Annotated in this window: 16 protein-coding genes; 7 read left to right on the forward strand and 9 right to left on the reverse strand. The window is 59.8% G+C overall.

All coding sequences use genetic code 11. The annotated features are described in order from the left end of the window. Window position 1 precedes the first annotated feature (1 nt). The 6 genes from RBH10_RS10175 (at window position 2) to RBH10_RS10200 (ending at window position 6,380) form a co-directional block, all read left to right on the forward strand. Window positions 2-1,015 carry an ABC transporter permease gene (locus RBH10_RS10175; protein WP_045017852.1) on the forward strand — a complete coding sequence of 338 codons (1,014 nt, stop codon included), beginning with the start codon at window positions 2-4 and terminating at the stop codon, window positions 1,013-1,015. Beyond that, window positions 1,012-1,914: an ABC transporter permease gene (locus tag RBH10_RS10180; protein ID WP_281037300.1), complete on the forward strand. Its 903-nt coding sequence runs from the start codon at window positions 1,012-1,014 to the stop codon at window positions 1,912-1,914. Before RBH10_RS10175 ends, RBH10_RS10180 begins: the two co-directional genes overlap by 4 nt. A 3-nt stretch (window positions 1,915-1,917) precedes the next feature. Continuing rightward, window positions 1,918-2,748 carry an ABC transporter ATP-binding protein gene (locus tag RBH10_RS10185; protein WP_281037299.1) on the forward strand — a complete coding sequence of 277 codons (831 nt, stop codon included), beginning with the start codon at window positions 1,918-1,920 and terminating at the stop codon, window positions 2,746-2,748. After that, on the forward strand, window positions 2,745-3,485 hold the full coding sequence (locus RBH10_RS10190) for an ABC transporter ATP-binding protein (RefSeq protein WP_281037298.1): 741 nt from the start codon (window positions 2,745-2,747) through the stop codon (window positions 3,483-3,485). The genes RBH10_RS10185 and RBH10_RS10190 overlap by 4 nt, the downstream gene beginning before the upstream one ends. 227 nt (window positions 3,486-3,712) lie before the next feature. After that, entirely contained in the window at window positions 3,713-5,224 is a 1,512-nt protein-coding gene (locus RBH10_RS10195) for a serine hydrolase (RefSeq protein WP_281037297.1), read from the forward strand. 259 nt (window positions 5,225-5,483) lie between these two features. Continuing rightward, window positions 5,484-6,380: a LysR substrate-binding domain-containing protein gene (locus tag RBH10_RS10200; RefSeq protein ID WP_281037296.1), complete on the forward strand. Its 897-nt coding sequence runs from the start codon at window positions 5,484-5,486 to the stop codon at window positions 6,378-6,380. A 7-nt stretch (window positions 6,381-6,387) separates the two neighbouring features. Here RBH10_RS10200 and RBH10_RS10205 read toward each other — a convergent pair whose 3' ends face one another. The 9 genes from RBH10_RS10205 to RBH10_RS10245 form a co-directional block, all read right to left on the reverse strand. After that, window positions 6,388-7,254, reverse strand: coding sequence for a D-amino-acid transaminase (locus tag RBH10_RS10205; RefSeq protein ID WP_281037295.1), 867 nt, complete (start codon window positions 7,252-7,254; stop codon window positions 6,388-6,390). Window positions 7,255-7,274: 20 nt separating this feature from the next. Next, on the reverse strand, window positions 7,275-8,333 hold the full coding sequence (locus tag RBH10_RS10210) for a P1 family peptidase (protein WP_281037294.1): 1,059 nt from the start codon (window positions 8,331-8,333) through the stop codon (window positions 7,275-7,277). A 123-nt stretch (window positions 8,334-8,456) separates the two neighbouring features. Further along, on the reverse strand, window positions 8,457-9,440 hold the full coding sequence (locus RBH10_RS10215; RefSeq protein ID WP_281037293.1) for a sugar kinase: 984 nt from the start codon (window positions 9,438-9,440) through the stop codon (window positions 8,457-8,459). Window positions 9,441-9,479: 39 nt separating this feature from the next. Continuing rightward, entirely contained in the window at window positions 9,480-10,538 is a 1,059-nt protein-coding gene (locus RBH10_RS10220; RefSeq protein ID WP_281037292.1) for an ABC transporter ATP-binding protein, read from the reverse strand. A 31-nt stretch (window positions 10,539-10,569) separates the two neighbouring features. Beyond that, window positions 10,570-11,406 (reverse strand): carbohydrate ABC transporter permease, encoded by an 837-nt coding sequence (locus RBH10_RS10225; RefSeq protein WP_020810416.1) that lies wholly within the window; start codon window positions 11,404-11,406, stop codon window positions 10,570-10,572. Continuing rightward, on the reverse strand, window positions 11,406-12,344 hold the full coding sequence (locus RBH10_RS10230) for a carbohydrate ABC transporter permease (RefSeq protein WP_045017820.1): 939 nt from the start codon (window positions 12,342-12,344) through the stop codon (window positions 11,406-11,408). Before RBH10_RS10230 ends, RBH10_RS10225 begins: the two co-directional genes overlap by 1 nt. Next, on the reverse strand, window positions 12,344-13,675 hold the full coding sequence (locus tag RBH10_RS10235) for an ABC transporter substrate-binding protein (protein ID WP_281037291.1): 1,332 nt from the start codon (window positions 13,673-13,675) through the stop codon (window positions 12,344-12,346). Before RBH10_RS10235 ends, RBH10_RS10230 begins: the two co-directional genes overlap by 1 nt. Window positions 13,676-13,778: 103 nt before the next feature. After that, a complete protein-coding gene (locus RBH10_RS10240) occupies window positions 13,779-14,435 on the reverse strand; it encodes a GntR family transcriptional regulator (RefSeq protein ID WP_020810419.1) in 657 nt (218 codons plus the stop codon). Between the two features lie 21 nt (window positions 14,436-14,456). After that, a complete protein-coding gene (locus RBH10_RS10245) occupies window positions 14,457-15,341 on the reverse strand; it encodes a dihydrodipicolinate synthase family protein (protein WP_281037290.1) in 885 nt (294 codons plus the stop codon). Window positions 15,342-15,623: 282 nt separating this feature from the next. On the opposite strand from RBH10_RS10245, the gene RBH10_RS10250 reads away from it, so the two are divergent. Continuing rightward, complete coding sequence (locus RBH10_RS10250) at window positions 15,624-16,235, forward strand: biliverdin-producing heme oxygenase (protein ID WP_281037289.1); 612 nt, start codon at window positions 15,624-15,626, stop codon at window positions 16,233-16,235. Window positions 16,236-16,544 lie beyond the last annotated feature (309 nt).

Below are 16,544 nucleotides of genomic sequence, written 5' to 3' on the forward strand. Positions count from 1 at the left end.
ATTGAACAAGCGCATCAAAAGCATATCGTCGACACTGAGCAGCGTCATTCTGACGCTGTTCGGTTTGATGATCATCACCTTCATGATCGGGCGCGTCATGCCCGTCGATCCCGTCATCGCGGCGGTCGGCGACAATGCGCCTGAAGACGTCATCGTGCGCGTGCGTGCCGAAATGGGCCTCGACCAGCCGCTGGTCGTGCAGTTTTTCCATTATGTCTCGCAGGTCCTGCACGGCGATTTCGGTAATTCCATCCTGACCCGCAATCCGGTCTGGGTGGATATTACCCGCGTCTTTCCTGCCACCTTCGAACTTGCCACGGCAGCACTCATTCTCGCTGCCCTGATCGGCATTCCGCTCGGTGTCTGGGCCGCTGTCAAACAGGGCAAGCTGACGGATCAGGTCATCCGCGTCGTCTGCCTTGCCGGCCATTCCGTGCCCGTTTTCATGCTGGCGCTGATTTCGCTCCTGGTGTTTTACGCCACACTCGGCATTGCACCCGGACCGGGCCGGCAGGACATCATCTATGACGGCATGATCACGCAGGTCACCGGTCTGATGACGGTCGATACGCTGCTCGCCGGTGACTGGGGCGCCTTTTACGATGCGCTTGCCCATATGGTGCAGCCCGTCTGTATCCTTGCCTATTTCAGCATGGCCTATGTTACCCGCATGACGCGCGCCTTCATGATCGATGCGCTGAAGGGCGAATATGTCATCACTGCCCGCGCCAAGGGGCTTTCGGCGATGACCGTCATCTGGGGGCATGCCTTCCCGACGGTTGCCGTGCAGCTCGTCACGGTTATCGCGCTCACCTATGCCGGCCTTCTCGAAGGTGCGGTGGTGACGGAAACCGTCTTCAGCTGGCCGGGCCTTGGCCAATACCTCACCGTCTCGCTCATGAACGCGGACATGAACCCCGTCGTCGGAGCAACCCTGTTGATCGGCCTGATCTATGTCGGCCTCAACCTGCTTGCAGACGTACTTTACCGAGTAATGGATCCCCGCGTTCGATGATGTTAGCTAATTTCAGAAACTGGGCGCTGGATGAGACGCCGCATTCCCGCAGGCAGGCTGCCTGGGGAAATCGGTACCGCATCTGGCTGAACCTCAAGTCCAATCCGCTGGCGGTGGTCGGTCTGACCATCATTCTCGTCTTCATCGCGCTGTCGCTGCTGGCTCCCGCCATCGCACCTTACGATCCCGCCGCGCAGAACCTCGGCAACCGCCTTGCCTTTCCGAGCGCAGTACACTGGTTCGGCACGGATGAGCTGGGCCGCGATATTCTTTCGCGCATTCTTTACGGCGGTCGCGTCACGCTCGGCATGGTCATTGCCGTCGTTGTTCTCGTTGCGCCGATCGGCCTCGCCATCGGCTGCATCGCCGGTTATTTCGGCGGTATCGTCGATACGGTGCTGATGCGGGTGACGGATGTGTTTCTGGCGTTCCCGCGCCTCATCCTGGCGCTGGCCTTCGTTGCGGCGCTGAAGCCGGGCGTCGAAAGCGCCATTCTCGCCATCGCGCTTACCGCATGGCCGCCCTATGCGCGTCTTGCGCGCGCCGAAACCATGACGGTTCGTGGCAGCGATTTCGTTGCGGCCTACCGGCTGACGGGTGCTTCCGCCTGGCGCATCATTGCCCGCCATATCGCGCCGCTCTGCGTGCCAAGCCTTATCGTGCGCATCACGCTCGACATGAGCTCGATCATCATCACCGCCGCCAGCCTCGGCTTCCTCGGCATGGGCGCGCAACCGCCGTCGCCGGAATGGGGCGCGATGATCGCCACCGCCAAGCGCTTCATCTTCGAACAATGGTGGGTCGCCACCATTCCGGGCATCGCCATCTTCCTCGTTTCGCTCGCCTTCAACTTCCTTGGCGATGGTCTGCGCGACGTGCTCGACCCGAAGGGACATTGAGCCATGCTGGTCGAAATCGAAAATCTGAAGATCGCATTCCAGACCCGCACCAGCCGTTTCGAGGCGGTGCGCGGTGTTTCCATGAAGCTTGGAACCGAAAAGCTCGGCATCGTCGGTGAATCCGGTTCGGGCAAGAGCCTCACGGCGCGCGCGCTGATGAAACTTCTGCCCTCCAATGCCGATATCAGGGCCGACAAGCTCTCCTTCGACGGTATCGATGTGCTCTCCGCCAGCGAAAGGCAGATGCGCCAGATTCGTGGCAAGCGCGCGGGTTTTATCCTTCAGGACCCGAAATATTCGCTGAACCCGGTCAAGACCATGGGCGCACAGATCGCGGAAGCCTGGCGCGCCCACAAGGGCGGCAGCAAGCGTGCGTCCATGGAAGCGGCAATCGCCCTGCTCGATCAGGTGAAGATCCGCAATCCGCGCCAGGTCGCCTCGTCCTACGCGCATGAGGTTTCCGGCGGCATGGGCCAGCGTGTCATGATCGCCATGATGCTGGCGCCCGATCCCGAGCTTCTGATCGCCGACGAACCGACGAGCGCTCTCGACGCCACGGTGCAGGCGGAAATTCTGCGGCTGATCGAGGAACTGGTGTCGGAACGCGGCATGGGTCTCATCCTCATCAGCCACGATCTGCCGCTCGTCTCGCATTTTTGCGACCGCGTCGCTGTCATGTATTCCGGCCGGGTGATGGAGGAGCTGAAGGCTTCCGAACTCCTGAAAGCCCAGCATCCTTACACGCAGGGACTTTTGAACTGCATCCCCTCGCTGACGCATCCGCGCGAGCGTCTTCCCGTTCTCAACCGTGATGCAGCGTGGTCCAGCCAATGATCGACGTCGACAATCTCCGTATCAAGTTCGGCGACCGTGAAGTGGTGAAGGGCGTGTCCTTTTCTGTTGAAAAGGGCGGCAGCTTCGGCATCGTCGGCGAAAGCGGCTCGGGCAAGTCCACCATCCTGCGCGCCATGGCCGGTCTCAATGAAAGCTGGGAAGGCCGCATCGCCTTTGCCGGCAAGGACGCACCGTTGAAACGCACGCCGGAATTCTTCCGGCAGGTGCAGATGGTGTTTCAGGACCCCTATGGTTCGCTGCATCCGCGCCAGACCATCGACCGCATTCTCAGCGAATTGCCGCTGGTTCACGGCATGGACAATATCGAAAAACGCATCCAGCAGGCTTTGTCTGACGTGGCCCTGCCGCAGGCGGTGCGTTTCCGTTTTCCGCATCAGCTCTCCGGCGGCCAGCGCCAGCGTGTCGCCATCGCACGCGCCCTGATCGCCGACCCTGAGGTTCTGCTGCTCGATGAGCCGACCTCGGCACTCGACGTTTCGGTGCAGGCGGAAATCCTGAACCTGTTGCAGGATCTGCGTGCGGCGCGCAATCTCACCTATATTCTCGTCAGCCACAATCTCGCGGTTATTGCGCATCTTTGCCCGCAGGTGGGCGTGATGCTGAATGGAGACATGGTTGAACAGCTGAGCGCGGGCGATCTGCGCGACGGCCGCATCAAACATCCGCATACGGAAGAGCTGCGCAGCCTGAGCATCCGGCTGGAAGAGCCGGCCTGAGGTCGGGTCGCCTAACCGACGTTGCGTATGGATCGAGTGGGTGCCGCTCGCTTCTTCTCCCCGCCGGGGAGAAGGTCGCGGCAGCGGGATGAGGGGGCAAGCTCTCCGAAATCCGGCAACGTTGCCCCCTCATCCGACCCTTCGGGCCACCTTCTCCCCGGCGGGGAGAAGAAACAAGCGGTGACGTCGAGGCTATCGGCGTCGAAACAAAGACACGAGACCGAACAATGTCACAGCAACTCGACTGGAACGCCGCTTCAACGCTTGCCGAGAGCTTTGTCTCGCAATGGGCGGGCAACGAGCCGGGCGGGGCGGTGATTGGTTTCGATCTCGGCGGCATCCGGTTTGCCCATGCGGGCGGCGTCGAAAGCCTTTCCACCTTCGCACCGTTTACGCCGAAAAGCGTGGTACGTTATGCCTCCGTCACCAAACATGCCTTCTGCGCCATGGTGCTTGCCCATTCCGATCTGATCGGGCTTGACGACCCGCTCGGCAAGCATCTGCCGGAGCTGCAATCGCCGCTCCGCGACGTCACTGTCGGGCAGGCGCTGGATATGAGCGGCGGCCTGCCGGATACGCGCGAGTGCCTCTCTCTGCTTGGCCTTTCCGTCTACACCGAAACGAAGGCGGGGCCGCTTCTCGACTATCTGTCGCGGTTGAACCGACTGAACTTTCCGGTCGGCAGCGAGGTTTCCTATTCGAATACCGGCTATCGTCTTGTGGAGGCGGCGCTGGAGCGCCATGGTTTCCGTTTCGATGATTTCGTGCAGGCGCAAATTGCCGGTCCGTTCGGTGTTTTCCTGAAGGCGCCGGATGTCTGGAACGATCCGGTTGATGGATTGGTACCCGGCTACTGGAAGGCGGAAAGCAACTGGCAGCTTTCGGCAGCCGGCCTACATATTTCCGCGTCGGGCAGTCTTGCCGGCAGTGCCGAAGCGTTGACCCGCTGGCTGCAGGGCCTGATGCGCGGTGAGGGCAGCTTTGAAGGCGTTCTGGACGGACTTTCCACCGAGCGGCCACTCGCCGATGGACGGATGAGTGAATATGGTCTCGGCCTGCGCTGGTCGCATCTCGGTGACAGACGTTTCGTCGGTCACGGCGGTTCACACCCGGGATACAAAACTTACTTCCTGCTCGATCCGGAAAACGGCACGGGCTTCGTCGTGGTGTCTAACCGCGAGGATACCAACGGCTTCAAGATCGCGCTGGAAAGCATGGCGACCCTGACAGGTCTGCCTTTGCCCAAACCCGCCGCCAGCCTGCCGGAAGGCCTCTACGTCACCGAAAGCGGACCGTGGTGGCTGGAGATCAAGGGCAGCACCTCCACCTTCATCGATGGCGACGACACGCTTTATGAAGTGGCCGATGGCTGGGTGTCGTCGCGCTCCGCATCCTCTCCGATGCTTCTGAAGCTCGAGGGCGATGCGATCGTCGGCGAGGCAGGCCACGCCGCCCGCCGCTTCCTGCCGGTCGGCGACCATGCGGTGCCCGATGGTCTTTCGGGGTCATGGCGCTCGGATGAGGGAGCGGAATTCACGATCAGCGGTTCGACGCTGACGATGGGCATCGGCCCTACGCGCCGCAGCATGCCTTTGAAGGCACTTGGTAATGGCCGTTTCCTGTTCACGCTCTCGGATGGGCCGTGGACGAAGCGCATCTGCCTGAACCGGCTGGGTGACGACCGGATCGAGCTGGTTTCCAGCCGGGCGCGGATGATCGAATATTCGAGAAGCCACTAACGGTTTGAGACTGATCCCGTCGCTTTCCGCAAACTCGACGTCATCCTCGGGCCTGTCCCGAGGATCTGCAAACGATTGATTTTGTTGACGTGCTTAGATCCTTGGGACAAGCCCAAGGATGACGGAAGCAAGGCCCAGGCAGTTTCCTCAACAGCTTGAGGTTTCCTAAAAGGGTTTCAATCAGCTGCCATTGCTCTTAATAAAGACCCCATGTTCCGGCTGAAGGCTAGGACAACATCTTTGTGAGGAGAACAGGCCCTTGGAAGTCAAATGGCTTGAGGATTTCCTGGCGCTGGCCGGAACGCTCAATTTTTCGAAGGCGGCGGAAGAGCGGCATGTCACCCAATCCGCATTCAGCCGCAGGATCAAGCAACTCGAGGCTTGGGTCGGCGCCACGCTGGTCGACCGCGCCTCCTATCCCTCACGGCTGACCGAGGCCGGGGTGAAGTTCGTTCCGGTGGCGCAGGAAACGCTGAAACAGCTTTACCACGCCCGGCGCACCCTGCTGCAGGAAGACGGTGCGGATGCCAGAACGGTGCGGCTGACGGCGCTGCATACGCTGTCCTTCACCTTCTTTCCGGACTGGCTGAAGCGGGTGAACGAGACGGCGGGGCCACTGTTTTCGGTGCTGCGACCCGATTCCGGCAGCATGGAGGAAAATCTCAATTCGCTGGTGGATGGGCAAAGCGATTTCCTTCTGACCTACGCTCACCCGGAAGTGCCGATGCTGCTTGATGCGCAGACCTTCGAATTCCGGGTGCTTGGCGCGGAAAACATTATCCCGGTCTCCGCGCCGACCGAGAACGGCTCGCCTTTACACAGCCTGACGGAAAACGCGAAAAAACCCTTTGCCTATCTGGATTACGAAAAAGCATCGTTCTTCGGGCCGCTGTTGCGCGATCTCCTGAGCGCGCGCCTGCCGAAATTCGAGCGGGTGCATGAAGGCAGTATGTCGGTAGGGCTGAAAGCTATGGCGATGGCGGGCTGGGGTGTCGCCTGGGTGCCGGAAAGCCTGATGCGGCATGAGCTGGATAGCGGCACGTTGGTTCGCGCCGCCGATCACAGCTTCGATATTGCCGTTGATATCAGGCTTTACCGTTCAAAGGAGAACCGCCGCCCCGTTGTCGAGCGAATATGGGCGGTTCTCGAAGATTGAGGCGTTCTCAGATCGCCGTGCGGCGGGCGTTTTCGAGGTAAAGCGCGCGCAGGCGGCTTACCATCGGGCCGGGCTTGCCGTTGCCCACCGGCTTGCCGTCGATCTTCGTCACAGAAACCACGAAGTTGGAGGCGCTGGTCAGGCAGGCTTCGTCAGCGTTTAGCGCTTCTTCCAGCGTGAAAGGCCGTTCCTCCAGCGTGAAGCCGGCTTCCTTGGCCAGTTGCAGGGCGGCAAGGCGAGTGCAGCCGGGCAGGGTCTTGTTGCTGTTGCCACGAGTAATGATTTTTTTATCGGCGGTGACGATATAAGCAGTCGAGGAAGCGCCTTCGGTCACGAAACCATCCTCGATCATCCACGCCTCGTCGCAACCTTCCGCCTTGGCAATGCGTTTTGCCATGACCTGCGGCAGGAGACAGACGGTCTTGATATCGCGGCGTTCCCAGCGCTGGTCGGGAACGGATTTCACCGCAATGCCGGCCTCTTCGACCGGGGTGCCGATGAGCTTCTTGGCCTGAGTGAACATGACCAGTGTTGGCTTCAGATCAGCGGAGAACAGGAAGTTGCGGTCTTCCGCACCACGCGTCAGCTGCAGGTAGATCATGCCTTCGACAAGGTTGTTGTCGGCAATCAGGCGACGTTCGGCCTCGACGATTTCCTTGGTCGTGACCGGCAGCGGCACGTCGATTTCGCGGGCGCTGCGTTCCAGCCGCGTCATGTGCAGGTCGCTGTCGATCAGCTTGCCTTCGAGAACCGAGGTGACTTCATAAATGCCGTCGCCGAACAGGAAGCCGCGGTCGAAGATGGAAAGGCGGGCTTCCGCTTCGGGCAGGAATTCGCCGTTGAGATAAACGATGCGACCGGATTGGCTAGTCATGAAAACTCCGTCTGGAAAAGTCAGGCTGAAAGAAGGGTTTTAAGGGTATCGATGGAAATGGCCTCGACCGTTGCGACCTTGCCGGTTCCGGCATTGAAGCCCGTTGTCGTCGCTGCCGCGCAGAGCGAATTGAGGATCGCCTCTTCGGTCGCCTCTATAGCGGCCTCGAACAGCGGCGAAATGGCATCGTTGGAAAGCTCGGGGAAATCCGCCACGGCTTTGCGGCGTGCGGATGTTTTGCGAAGCCGTTCATTGGTCGAAAATGCCAGCGCATAGTCGCCGGAACCGTTGCTCAGTGCCGCGCCTGTGCGTGCAAGGCCGCCGAAGCTTCTAGCGGCCAAGCGCTTCAGATTGCGCGACGATAGCGGCGCATCGGTTGCGACAATGATGACGATGGAACCGTCTTTGTCCTTGTGCTCGGGGCTCAAATAGGGCTTGCCGCAGACAAGGAGATGGCCGCCATAATTGGACTGCACGAGAACGCCGAGCGTATAGGTTTCCCCGGCAATCGTGGCGATGCGGGATGCGGTTCCGATGCCGCCCTTCATGCCAAAAGCCACGGTGCCGCTTCCGGCGCCAAGGCCACCTTCGGCCACCGGGCCTTTATCAGCGTTTTTCAGCGCAGCCGAGATTTCCTCGACGGTCGGGCGTCCGGCGCGGATATCGTTGAGGCGAGAATCGTTAGTCTCTCCGACGATGGCGTTGATAGAGACGACTTTTTCATTGCCCGGCTGCGACAGCGTATGGCGGTTGATTGCCTCAATCGCCCTGCCGGTCGCGAGTGTGTTGGTAAGGATAACAGGCGTTTCTATCTCGCCCAGTTCCTCGATCTGGGTCGAGCCGGCGAATTTGCCGAAGCCGTTATAGACCGCAAAACCCGCGGGCACCTTGTCCTGAAAGAGATTGCCGCTGTGCGGAAGGATTGCGGTCGCGCCGGTGCGGATCGTATCGCCTTCGATCACCGTGGAGTGGCCAACAAGCACACCTTCGACATCGGTAATGGCGTTGAGTGCGCCGGTCTTAAAATGGCCGGGCGGCAAGCCGATATCGCGCAGTCTCGGGCGGGTCGTCTCGTGCATCGGGTCGGTCACTTTTGCGGAATTAAGGCTGACGTGTCGGGCGAGCGCAGCTTCCGAAAAGCTTTGCCTGTCCGAACGTTAGCCTAGTTCGCAGCGAAACGGCATCGCAAAAATGGAATAGTTTTATGCGGACAACGTATGCGGTCGGGAGGCGCGCTCAGCCGGTTCCTGCTCCTGTGCCAGCCATTGCCGCATGGCTTCTTCGGCCTCTGCTCTCAAGGGTGCGCCGACGCGGCCGCCGAAGACGGTGCATTTGAGTGCGGCGGCAACGGAGGAGAGCCGTATGGCCGAGCGGCTTTCCATGCCTTCGGCAACTGCAAGCGCGAAGGTGCCGTGGAAAATATCGCCTGCCGCCAGCGTGTCCACCGCCTTGACCTGCATCGTTTCCTGAAAATGCACGGTCGGATCGCCAGCTTCCGTCCAGTAGCAACCTGCCGGTCCGGCGGTGACGGCGATGAAGGTCTGCGGGTAGCGGGCGTGCAGCACCGGCAGCATGTTTTTCACGGTCTCAAGCCCCGTCAGCCGGGCGGCGGCGGGCTCGGAAAAAACGATGTGGGTTGCGGCAGGCGCAAGCTTCTCAAGCGTTTCGACAGGCGCGACGTCTCCATCGAGAATGGCGGGTTTGCCGAGTGCTCGCGCCACATCAAGAACATCGAGCGCCAGTTCCGGCCAGCGCACATCCACCAGAACGGCGTCGAAAGGCGCGAGGTCTGCCGGCGTGCAGGAGCGCTTCTTCTCGTGCAGCCTGTGATCGTAGAAAGGCACGATCAGTCGCTCGCCACGATCATCGATTATGATTGTCGAGAGTGCGGAACGAGCGCCGGCAGCGACCGTCATGCCTGATGTGTCGATGCCGCTTTCGGCGAGATCGCGCAGGATGCGGCTGCCGGTCTCGTCGTCACCCACCGCACCCCAAAGGCTGGCGCGGCCGCCCATGCGATGCACCGCATAGGCTGCGCTGGATGCCATGCCCTCGGCGATCTGCAGCATCTCATAGGGCAGGACCTTGCCTTCACCCTTTGGCATGTCATGAACACGAAACAGGGTGTCGAGCACGGCGGCGCCCACACACAGCACATGCCTGCGGCTCTCGTGTTGGCTCTCCATACTTTCCACCCTGTATTTTTGTTTTACCGGAAATGCATCTCAGATGCGCTTGCCGCTTGCCTTGTCGAAGAGATGCACCATTTCCGGGTCGATGGCGATATGGATCGTATCGCCAAACCGTACATCCAGCCGTTCGCGGAACAGGCAGGCGATGTCGTCGCCCTTGCAGTTCAGCTTGGCGTAGATTTCCGAGCCGGTGCCTTCGACCAGTTCGACCCGGCCTTCGATACCGCCGCTTGCCGCGCGGATGTGTTCCGGGCGCACGCCATAGACGAGGTCGCGGCCGCCCAGTGCGGCAATATCGGTGTTGGTGGGCAGGGGAAGGCTTAAGCCCTTCACGGTGCGGAACACCCCTTCTTCGACGCGTCCACGAATGAAATTCATGGCGGGTGAACCGATGAAGCCGGCGACGAAAAGGTTGGCCGGGCGGTCGTAAAGCTCGAGCGGCGCGCCGATCTGTTCGATCACGCCATCATGCAGCACCACGATCTTGTCGGCCATGGTCATGGCTTCCACCTGATCGTGGGTGACGTAGATGGTGGTGGTGCCGATGCGCTGGTGCATGGCCTTGATCTCGCCGCGCATCTGCACGCGCAGCTTGGCGTCGAGGTTGGAGAGCGGTTCGTCGAACAGGAAGACCTGCGGATCGCGCACCAGTGCGCGGCCCATGGCGACACGCTGGCGCTGGCCGCCGGAAAGCTGGCGCGGATAACGGTCGAGCAGCTTGTCCAACCCCAGAATGGCGGCGGCCTTGTCAACCTTGGCCTTGGTTTCGTCGGCGCTCACCTTCTTCAGCTTCAGCGCGAAGCCCATATTGTCCTTCACCGTCATGTGCGGATAAAGGGCGTAGTTCTGGAAGACCATGGCGATATCGCGGTCACGGGCGGGCAGGTTGCTGACCTCGCGTGTGCCGATGTGGATTTCGCCGTCGCTCACTTCTTCCAGGCCCGCAATCATGCGTAGCAGGGTGGATTTGCCGCAGCCGGAAGGGCCGACCAGCACGACGAATTCGCCATCCTTGATATCGATATCGATGCCGTGGATGATGTTGACTGAGCCGAAGCGCTTCTGGACGTTTTGAATATTGACCGGTGCCATGTGGATGTTCCCGTATTTTTAATTGGTTGGTTCAGCCGCCCTTGACGGCGCCGGCGGTCAGGCCCGCCACGATCTGTTTTTGTGCGAACATGGTGAGCAGCAGCACCGGTAGCGTCACGATCAACGCGGCGGCGGCAAGCGGTCCCCAGCTCACCTGTTCAAAGGACAGCATGTTGTAGACCGCAACCGGCAGGGTACGCGTTTCGCGGCTGGCCAGCACGATGCCGAACACGAAGTTGTTCCACGAGAAGATGACCGCCAGAATGAAGGAGACGACGATGCCGGGCTTGGCAATCGGCAGCGCCACCAGCCGGAACACCTGCCATGAGGATGCGCCATCGATGCTTGCCGCTTCTTCCAGTTCCTTCGGCGTGGTCTCGAAATAGCCGATCATGATCCAGACCACGATAGGGACCGTCACCACCAGATGGATGATGATCTGCGGCCAGAGCGTGCCGAGCAGGTTCAGCCATTGGAACAGCAGGAACAGCGGGATGAGGAAGGAGAGGCCGGGTGTCATGCGTGCAATCATGATGACAACCGCCGACTTTTCCGCCTTCAGCCGCGCGATGCCGTAACCGGCGGGCACACCGATCACTAGCGCCAGAATGGTGGCGGCACCGGTGACGAGGACCGAGTTCCAGAAATAGAGGAAGAAATTATTTTCCTCGAACACTTTCACATAGTTCGACCAGGCGAAACGTTCGGGGATGAGGATCGGCGGATAGGCGCCGTTGTCGATTTCGTATTTCAGCGACAGCGAGATCATCCACATGAAGAACAGGATGACCGGCGAAATCATCACCAGCGCCACGAAAAAGAGGCCGATGCGGTCGAGGGTTTTACGTTTGAGCAATTGGCGGGTCATCAGCGGTCCTCCATCTCGTTCCATTGCGCGCGCTGGCGCACCATCAAAAGTACGAAGGACAGCGCCACGATGATGATGAAGAAGACGACGGCCATGGCTGAGCCGTAACCGATGTCGTAATAGGAAAACGCCGTATTATAGAGGTAGATGTTGATCGTTTCCGAGGCCGTGCCGGGTCCGCCTTGCGTCATCGCATAGATGATGTCGAAGCTTTTGACGGCATCGATGGAGCGGATGATGACGGCGATCATCAGGAACGGCGCGATCATCGGCATGGTCAGGTAACGGAACTTCTGCCAGGCGTTGGCACCGTCGATTTCGGCGCTCTCATAGGGTTCACGCGGTACGGCAGCGAGACCGCCGAGCACGATCAGCATGACCAGAGGCGTCCATTGCCAGGTTTCCACCAGTACAAGCGAGGGAATGACGGTGGATTGGTTGTAGATCCATTCCAGCGGCCCGATGCCGATCAAGGACAGAAGATAGTTCAGAACACCGAGCTGCGGGTGGAACATCATGGTCCAGACGAGCGCGATGGCGACCGGGGTCGCCATCATCGGCATCACGAAGACGCCACGCAGAAAACCGCGCAGCGGAAATTGCGCATCGAAAACCAGTGCCGCCAATGTTCCAAGGAACAGTGGGGCGACGACCGACAGCACGGTATAGATGAGCGTGTGCCACAGGGATTCCCAGAACCTGATATCGCTTGCGAGCCTTATATAATTCTCGAAACCGATGAAGCTCTGCTCCTGTCCGAGTGTCCAGCGGTGCACGCTCATCCACAGGGTGAAGACCCATGGAAAAACGATCACCGCCGAAATGACGACAAGTGCCGGTATGACAAAGGGCCAGTAGTTGGGAGCAAGCCTTGCCGGCTTGCTCCCTTCTCTACGACTGACGCCTGTTTTGGTGTTTTCGATGCTCACGGAGGCCATTATCCCTCGCTACGCGCCAGAACGGGTGCGAACTGTTCCGTCGCCTTTTTAAGTTCGGCTGCCGGGTCGGCGCCGCCGATCATGTTGGTGAGGCCGACGCCGTAGATGTCGCGGAATTCCGTCACCGGAATGATGACGGGCAGGGCAAGCTGCGAGACCTTGCCGGAACCGACAACCGCATCCAGCCAGGCGGCCGGCATCTTCACGCCTTCGCGCACCTTCTGGTCTTCGAGGATGGACTGGCGGAACGGAACGCCCGCACCTGCCTGCAGCAGACGCGCACCCATGTCGTGCGAGATCGCCCATTGGCAGAAGAGATAGGCCGCTTCCTTCTTGCTGCTGGCTTCGACAACACCCAGACCATCGCCGAAAGTGCCGGCGGCCTGTGTTGCCGGACCCTTCGGCATGACGCCGTAACCGACCTTGCCGACCACGCGGGACTTTTCCGGGTTCTCGATTGGCGGCGCAAAACCGACGCCATCGAACCACATGCCGATCTTGCCCTGCAGGAAGGCAGACTGCGCTTCCGCCCAGTTGAAGCCGGAGACGCCGGGAGGGGCGGCTTTGGTCATCAGGCGCTGATAGAGCTTGGCGGCTTCGACGGCTTCCTTGGATTCGGTGTCGATCTTTCCGTCCGCGCTGATCGGCTTTGCGCCGTAACCCAGCATCAGCGAGGTCCAGACCGGGGTATTGGCGTTCTTCAGGCCGCGCGCGACGAAACCATAGGTGTTGGTTGCGGGATCGGTGATTTTTTCCGCCGCCGCTACCAGTTCCTCGAAGGTCTCAGGATATTTCAGGCCCTTCGCCGCAAACAGTTCCTTGTTCCAGTAGACAATCCAGTAATCCACCGAGAAGGGCAGCGAGCGCAGCACGCCGTCGCTATCCTTGGCAAACAGCATGCCGGCTTCGGCGAAGTCCTTCTCGACGAGCGAAGGATCGGTCAGCGACGGGTCCTTCAGGAAGCCGCTGATATCGGCCAGCCACTTGCCCTTTTCGAACTGGCGCTTCTGAACGTGGTAGCTCAGATGCACCACATCGAAGCTCGGCTTGCCGGAGGAAAGCTCGATCACCACCTTCTGGCGCTGCTGCTGTTCAGGCGTTGCTTCGGCATTGACCTTGATGCCGGTCAGCGCTTCGAATTCGCCGAGATATTTGATCAGCGTTTCGCTGCGCGGGCTTTTGACGAGGTTGACTTCAAGGGTGGTGCCGGCGTGTTTTTTCCAGTTCACCGCCGCCGATGCCGGGCGAATGCCGAGCGCCGCGCTGCCGCCAAGCGCCGCCGTGCCTGCCAAAAAGGCGCGACGCGTGGGGTTGAGCAATGAATGCTTCATGTCAGTTCTCCTCCAGTTAGCCGGAAATTCTCCTCACCCCGGCTTGTTGCTTATTTTCTTGCAATTCCGGCGCAGGATCCTCTGTGTCCCTGCCGAAATTGCCCTACACCGCCAGCGCCCTGTCCCTTGCGTTGCGGATATGGGCGGTGAGCCGCTCCACGGCGTCTTCGACGGATCGCTTCTCGATGGCTTCGAGAATGGCGAGATGTTCCTTCATCACCGATTTGACGTGACCGGCGATGCGAAAGCGCTCCTGATTGATGAGGCGCATCTTGATGGAATTGACGCGGTAGGCATTCGAGATGATCGAATTGCCGAGCGCGTCGATAAAGGCATCGTGCATGCCCCAGTCCACCTGCTGCGCGTGCTGGTCCAGTTCCGGCGATTCCCCGCCTTTTTCAGCCGCTTCGGCAATATCGCGGTGCTGTTTCAACAGCTTGGCGATGGTCTCGTCGGAGGCCGAACGGGTAAAGAGCGCCACGGCCTCCTTTTCGAGAAAGATACGGAACTGGAACGCTTCGCGGATGAGGTTGATGTCGATATGGGCAACCTGCAACCCGCGCTGCGGCACGGTCTTGATCAGACCTTCCGCCTCCAGCCGTGGAATTGCTTCCCGGATCGCCCCTAGCGGCAAACCGGTCAATTCCACGAGGCGGCGTTGCGAGATGAACTGCCCCGGACGAACGTCGCGCGAGAGAAGGTGATGCGTAAAGCTTTCATACGCCCGTTCCCGCAATGTCTGTTCGCCGGTATCGTCCATGCTCAACCTTTCAAGGTCTGTTCAGGCGGCCTGCCTGCGAAACAGCGCATCAAATGCGCCTTCGATCTGCCGCCGGTCCTCCGGTGAAATGGCAACGAGCGGCGCGCGCACGTCAGACCAGATATTTTCCCCTGTCGTGTGTGATACCAGCACCTTTACGGCGGGCGTAACCGGGAATTTCAGAAGTTCCACAACAAGATCGACGATGCGTGGGTCGTCCTTGCCGTCAACGGCCATGGCGCGGACTTCCTGCGTCAGGAAATTGGCAACGCCGGAGATAGCGCCCTGACCGCCGAGGCGAACGCCCTTGGCCAGATCACGCTCATCGCCGATCAGGATGACGAGATCGCCATGCTCTTTCAGCAGACGCTCGGTATGTGCCCAATTGCCGGAGGAGTCCTTCACGCCGGTGACGATGCCCGGAAACGCCTTCCTCAACCGTCCCACCAGCTCGACCGACAGTGTCACCATGGTCACGGAAGGAATGTTGTAGACGAGTACGTCGCGCGCGCCCTTGCCGATCTTTTCGAAAACCGCCGAGAACCACGCAAACAGGCCGTCATCGCTGACATTCTTGAAATAGGAGGGTGGGGCGAGAAGAATGTTGCGTGCGCCTGCTTTCAGGGCCTCGGCCGATTGTTCGGCCGCATCCTCGATGGAATCCACCAGAACGCCGGTGACCAGACGGGAGGGCACAATGCCTGCCTGGATGAAGCGGGAGAGAATGACCTGCCGTTCGCGGCTGCCGACGGAGCATCCCTCGCCGGTGGTGCCGAAGAGCGTCACGCTGTCGCAGCCATTTGCAAGGCAGCGGCGGGCATGCGCGATCATGGCTTCGATATCGACGGTTCCGTCAGTTTTGAAAGGGGTCGTCAGGGCTGCCGAAAGGCCGAATTTCTGGGTCAATTAAGATGCTCCTCCAAGATGGCTGCAGATTGATGGCATACTGACATGTTAGTTGTAAAGCAGTAATTGCAAGATGATTGTTCGGTAGGCTGGAATGGTGGGCGGATTGGTTCCGGAGGCTGCTTGATGGGGTGTGTTGCATCCGGTGAGGCATGGAATGTTTACAGCGGTTTACGCGAATGTCATTTTTCCGCTGAACACCAAAAAATGCTAAAATAAAATTTGACTGTTTCAGTAAAGATTTTTATCAGGCAATCTGTTTGTGGGATAAAGGGAAGTATCATGACCGTTGTGGAGCCGTCAGCGCCTGTGGAAGAGATCGAGCAGAGCCGAGTGAAGCGCCTGAGGGCTGCGACGCGCGGCGCGCATGGCGGTCTCGATACATTCATCATGGCAGCCAAGCCGTTTGAGAGCCGGGAGAACTTCGGCAAATTCGTGGAAACGCAATATCTTTTCCATCGCGACCTCGATGCTTTCTTCTCCAACGCGGCGCTCGATGGCCTGCTGCCCGATCTCAAGGGTCGCCGTCGTCTGGCGATGATTGAGCAGGACCTTGCCGATCTCGGTCACGCTATTCCCGAAACCGCAGCGCCGCGCTTTACCGGCGAAACGCCGTTCGATCTGCCTGAGGCGATGGGCTGGCTTTATGTGGTGGAAGGCTCCAATCTCGGTGCGGCGTTCCTTCTGAAAGATGCGGCCAAGCTTGGGCTCAACGAAGAATTCGGCGCACGCCATCTGGCCGGCGCTCCTGAAGGACGCGGCCTGCATTGGCGCACATTTACGGCCGCGCTCGATGAAATTTCGCTGACGGTTGAAGAGGAAGAGCGTGTTGTCGCAGGCGCCGAGGCTGCCTTCCGCGCCGTACATGCCTATGCGCAGCAGCGCCTCGTTTGAGGTTTTGGCATAGCTCGGTGATAGCTATCCAAGATTGATCGTAGTTCTGAAAACTTCACGTCGTCATCCTCGGGCTTGTCCCGAGGATCTGCAACCGATTGATTTTACGCAACGTGGATAGATCCTCGGGACAGGCCCGAGGATGACGCAGAGCGTGAGCGTGCGTTTTCAAGACTTGCGGGCCATTGCGACAGCCGCCCATTTCCCATTTTGCACACTTCATTTATGCCGAATAAACAGGCAAATATTTTTACCAAATGATAAAATTTTTATCTTTTGGTCAAGGCTCGATGCGCCCCCAAATTTTAT

Source organism: Rhizobium sp. AN73 (assembly GCF_030757975.1).
In the GTDB taxonomy this organism is placed as follows: domain Bacteria; phylum Pseudomonadota; class Alphaproteobacteria; order Rhizobiales; family Rhizobiaceae; genus Agrobacterium; species Agrobacterium arsenijevicii.

Coding starts and splice junctions, on each gene's coding strand:
- RBH10_RS10180 (WP_281037300.1), top strand. CDS start 1,012: ATGATGTTAGCTAATTTCAGAAACTGGGCGCTGGATGAGACGCCGCAT.
- RBH10_RS10185 (WP_281037299.1), top strand. CDS start 1,918: ATGCTGGTCGAAATCGAAAATCTGAAGATCGCATTCCAGACCCGCACC.
- RBH10_RS10190 (WP_281037298.1), top strand. CDS start 2,745: ATGATCGACGTCGACAATCTCCGTATCAAGTTCGGCGACCGTGAAGTG.
- RBH10_RS10195 (WP_281037297.1), top strand. CDS start 3,713: ATGTCACAGCAACTCGACTGGAACGCCGCTTCAACGCTTGCCGAGAGC.
- RBH10_RS10205 (WP_281037295.1), bottom strand. CDS start 7,254: ATGACTAGCCAATCCGGTCGCATCGTTTATCTCAACGGCGAATTCCTG.
- RBH10_RS10210 (WP_281037294.1), bottom strand. CDS start 8,333: ATGCACGAGACGACCCGCCCGAGACTGCGCGATATCGGCTTGCCGCCC.
- RBH10_RS10215 (WP_281037293.1), bottom strand. CDS start 9,440: ATGGAGAGCCAACACGAGAGCCGCAGGCATGTGCTGTGTGTGGGCGCC.
- RBH10_RS10220 (WP_281037292.1), bottom strand. CDS start 10,538: ATGGCACCGGTCAATATTCAAAACGTCCAGAAGCGCTTCGGCTCAGTC.
- RBH10_RS10225 (WP_020810416.1), bottom strand. CDS start 11,406: ATGACCCGCCAATTGCTCAAACGTAAAACCCTCGACCGCATCGGCCTC.
- RBH10_RS10230 (WP_045017820.1), bottom strand. CDS start 12,344: ATGGCCTCCGTGAGCATCGAAAACACCAAAACAGGCGTCAGTCGTAGA.
- RBH10_RS10235 (WP_281037291.1), bottom strand. CDS start 13,675: ATGAAGCATTCATTGCTCAACCCCACGCGTCGCGCCTTTTTGGCAGGC.
- RBH10_RS10240 (WP_020810419.1), bottom strand. CDS start 14,435: ATGGACGATACCGGCGAACAGACATTGCGGGAACGGGCGTATGAAAGC.
- RBH10_RS10250 (WP_281037289.1), top strand. CDS start 15,624: ATGACCGTTGTGGAGCCGTCAGCGCCTGTGGAAGAGATCGAGCAGAGC.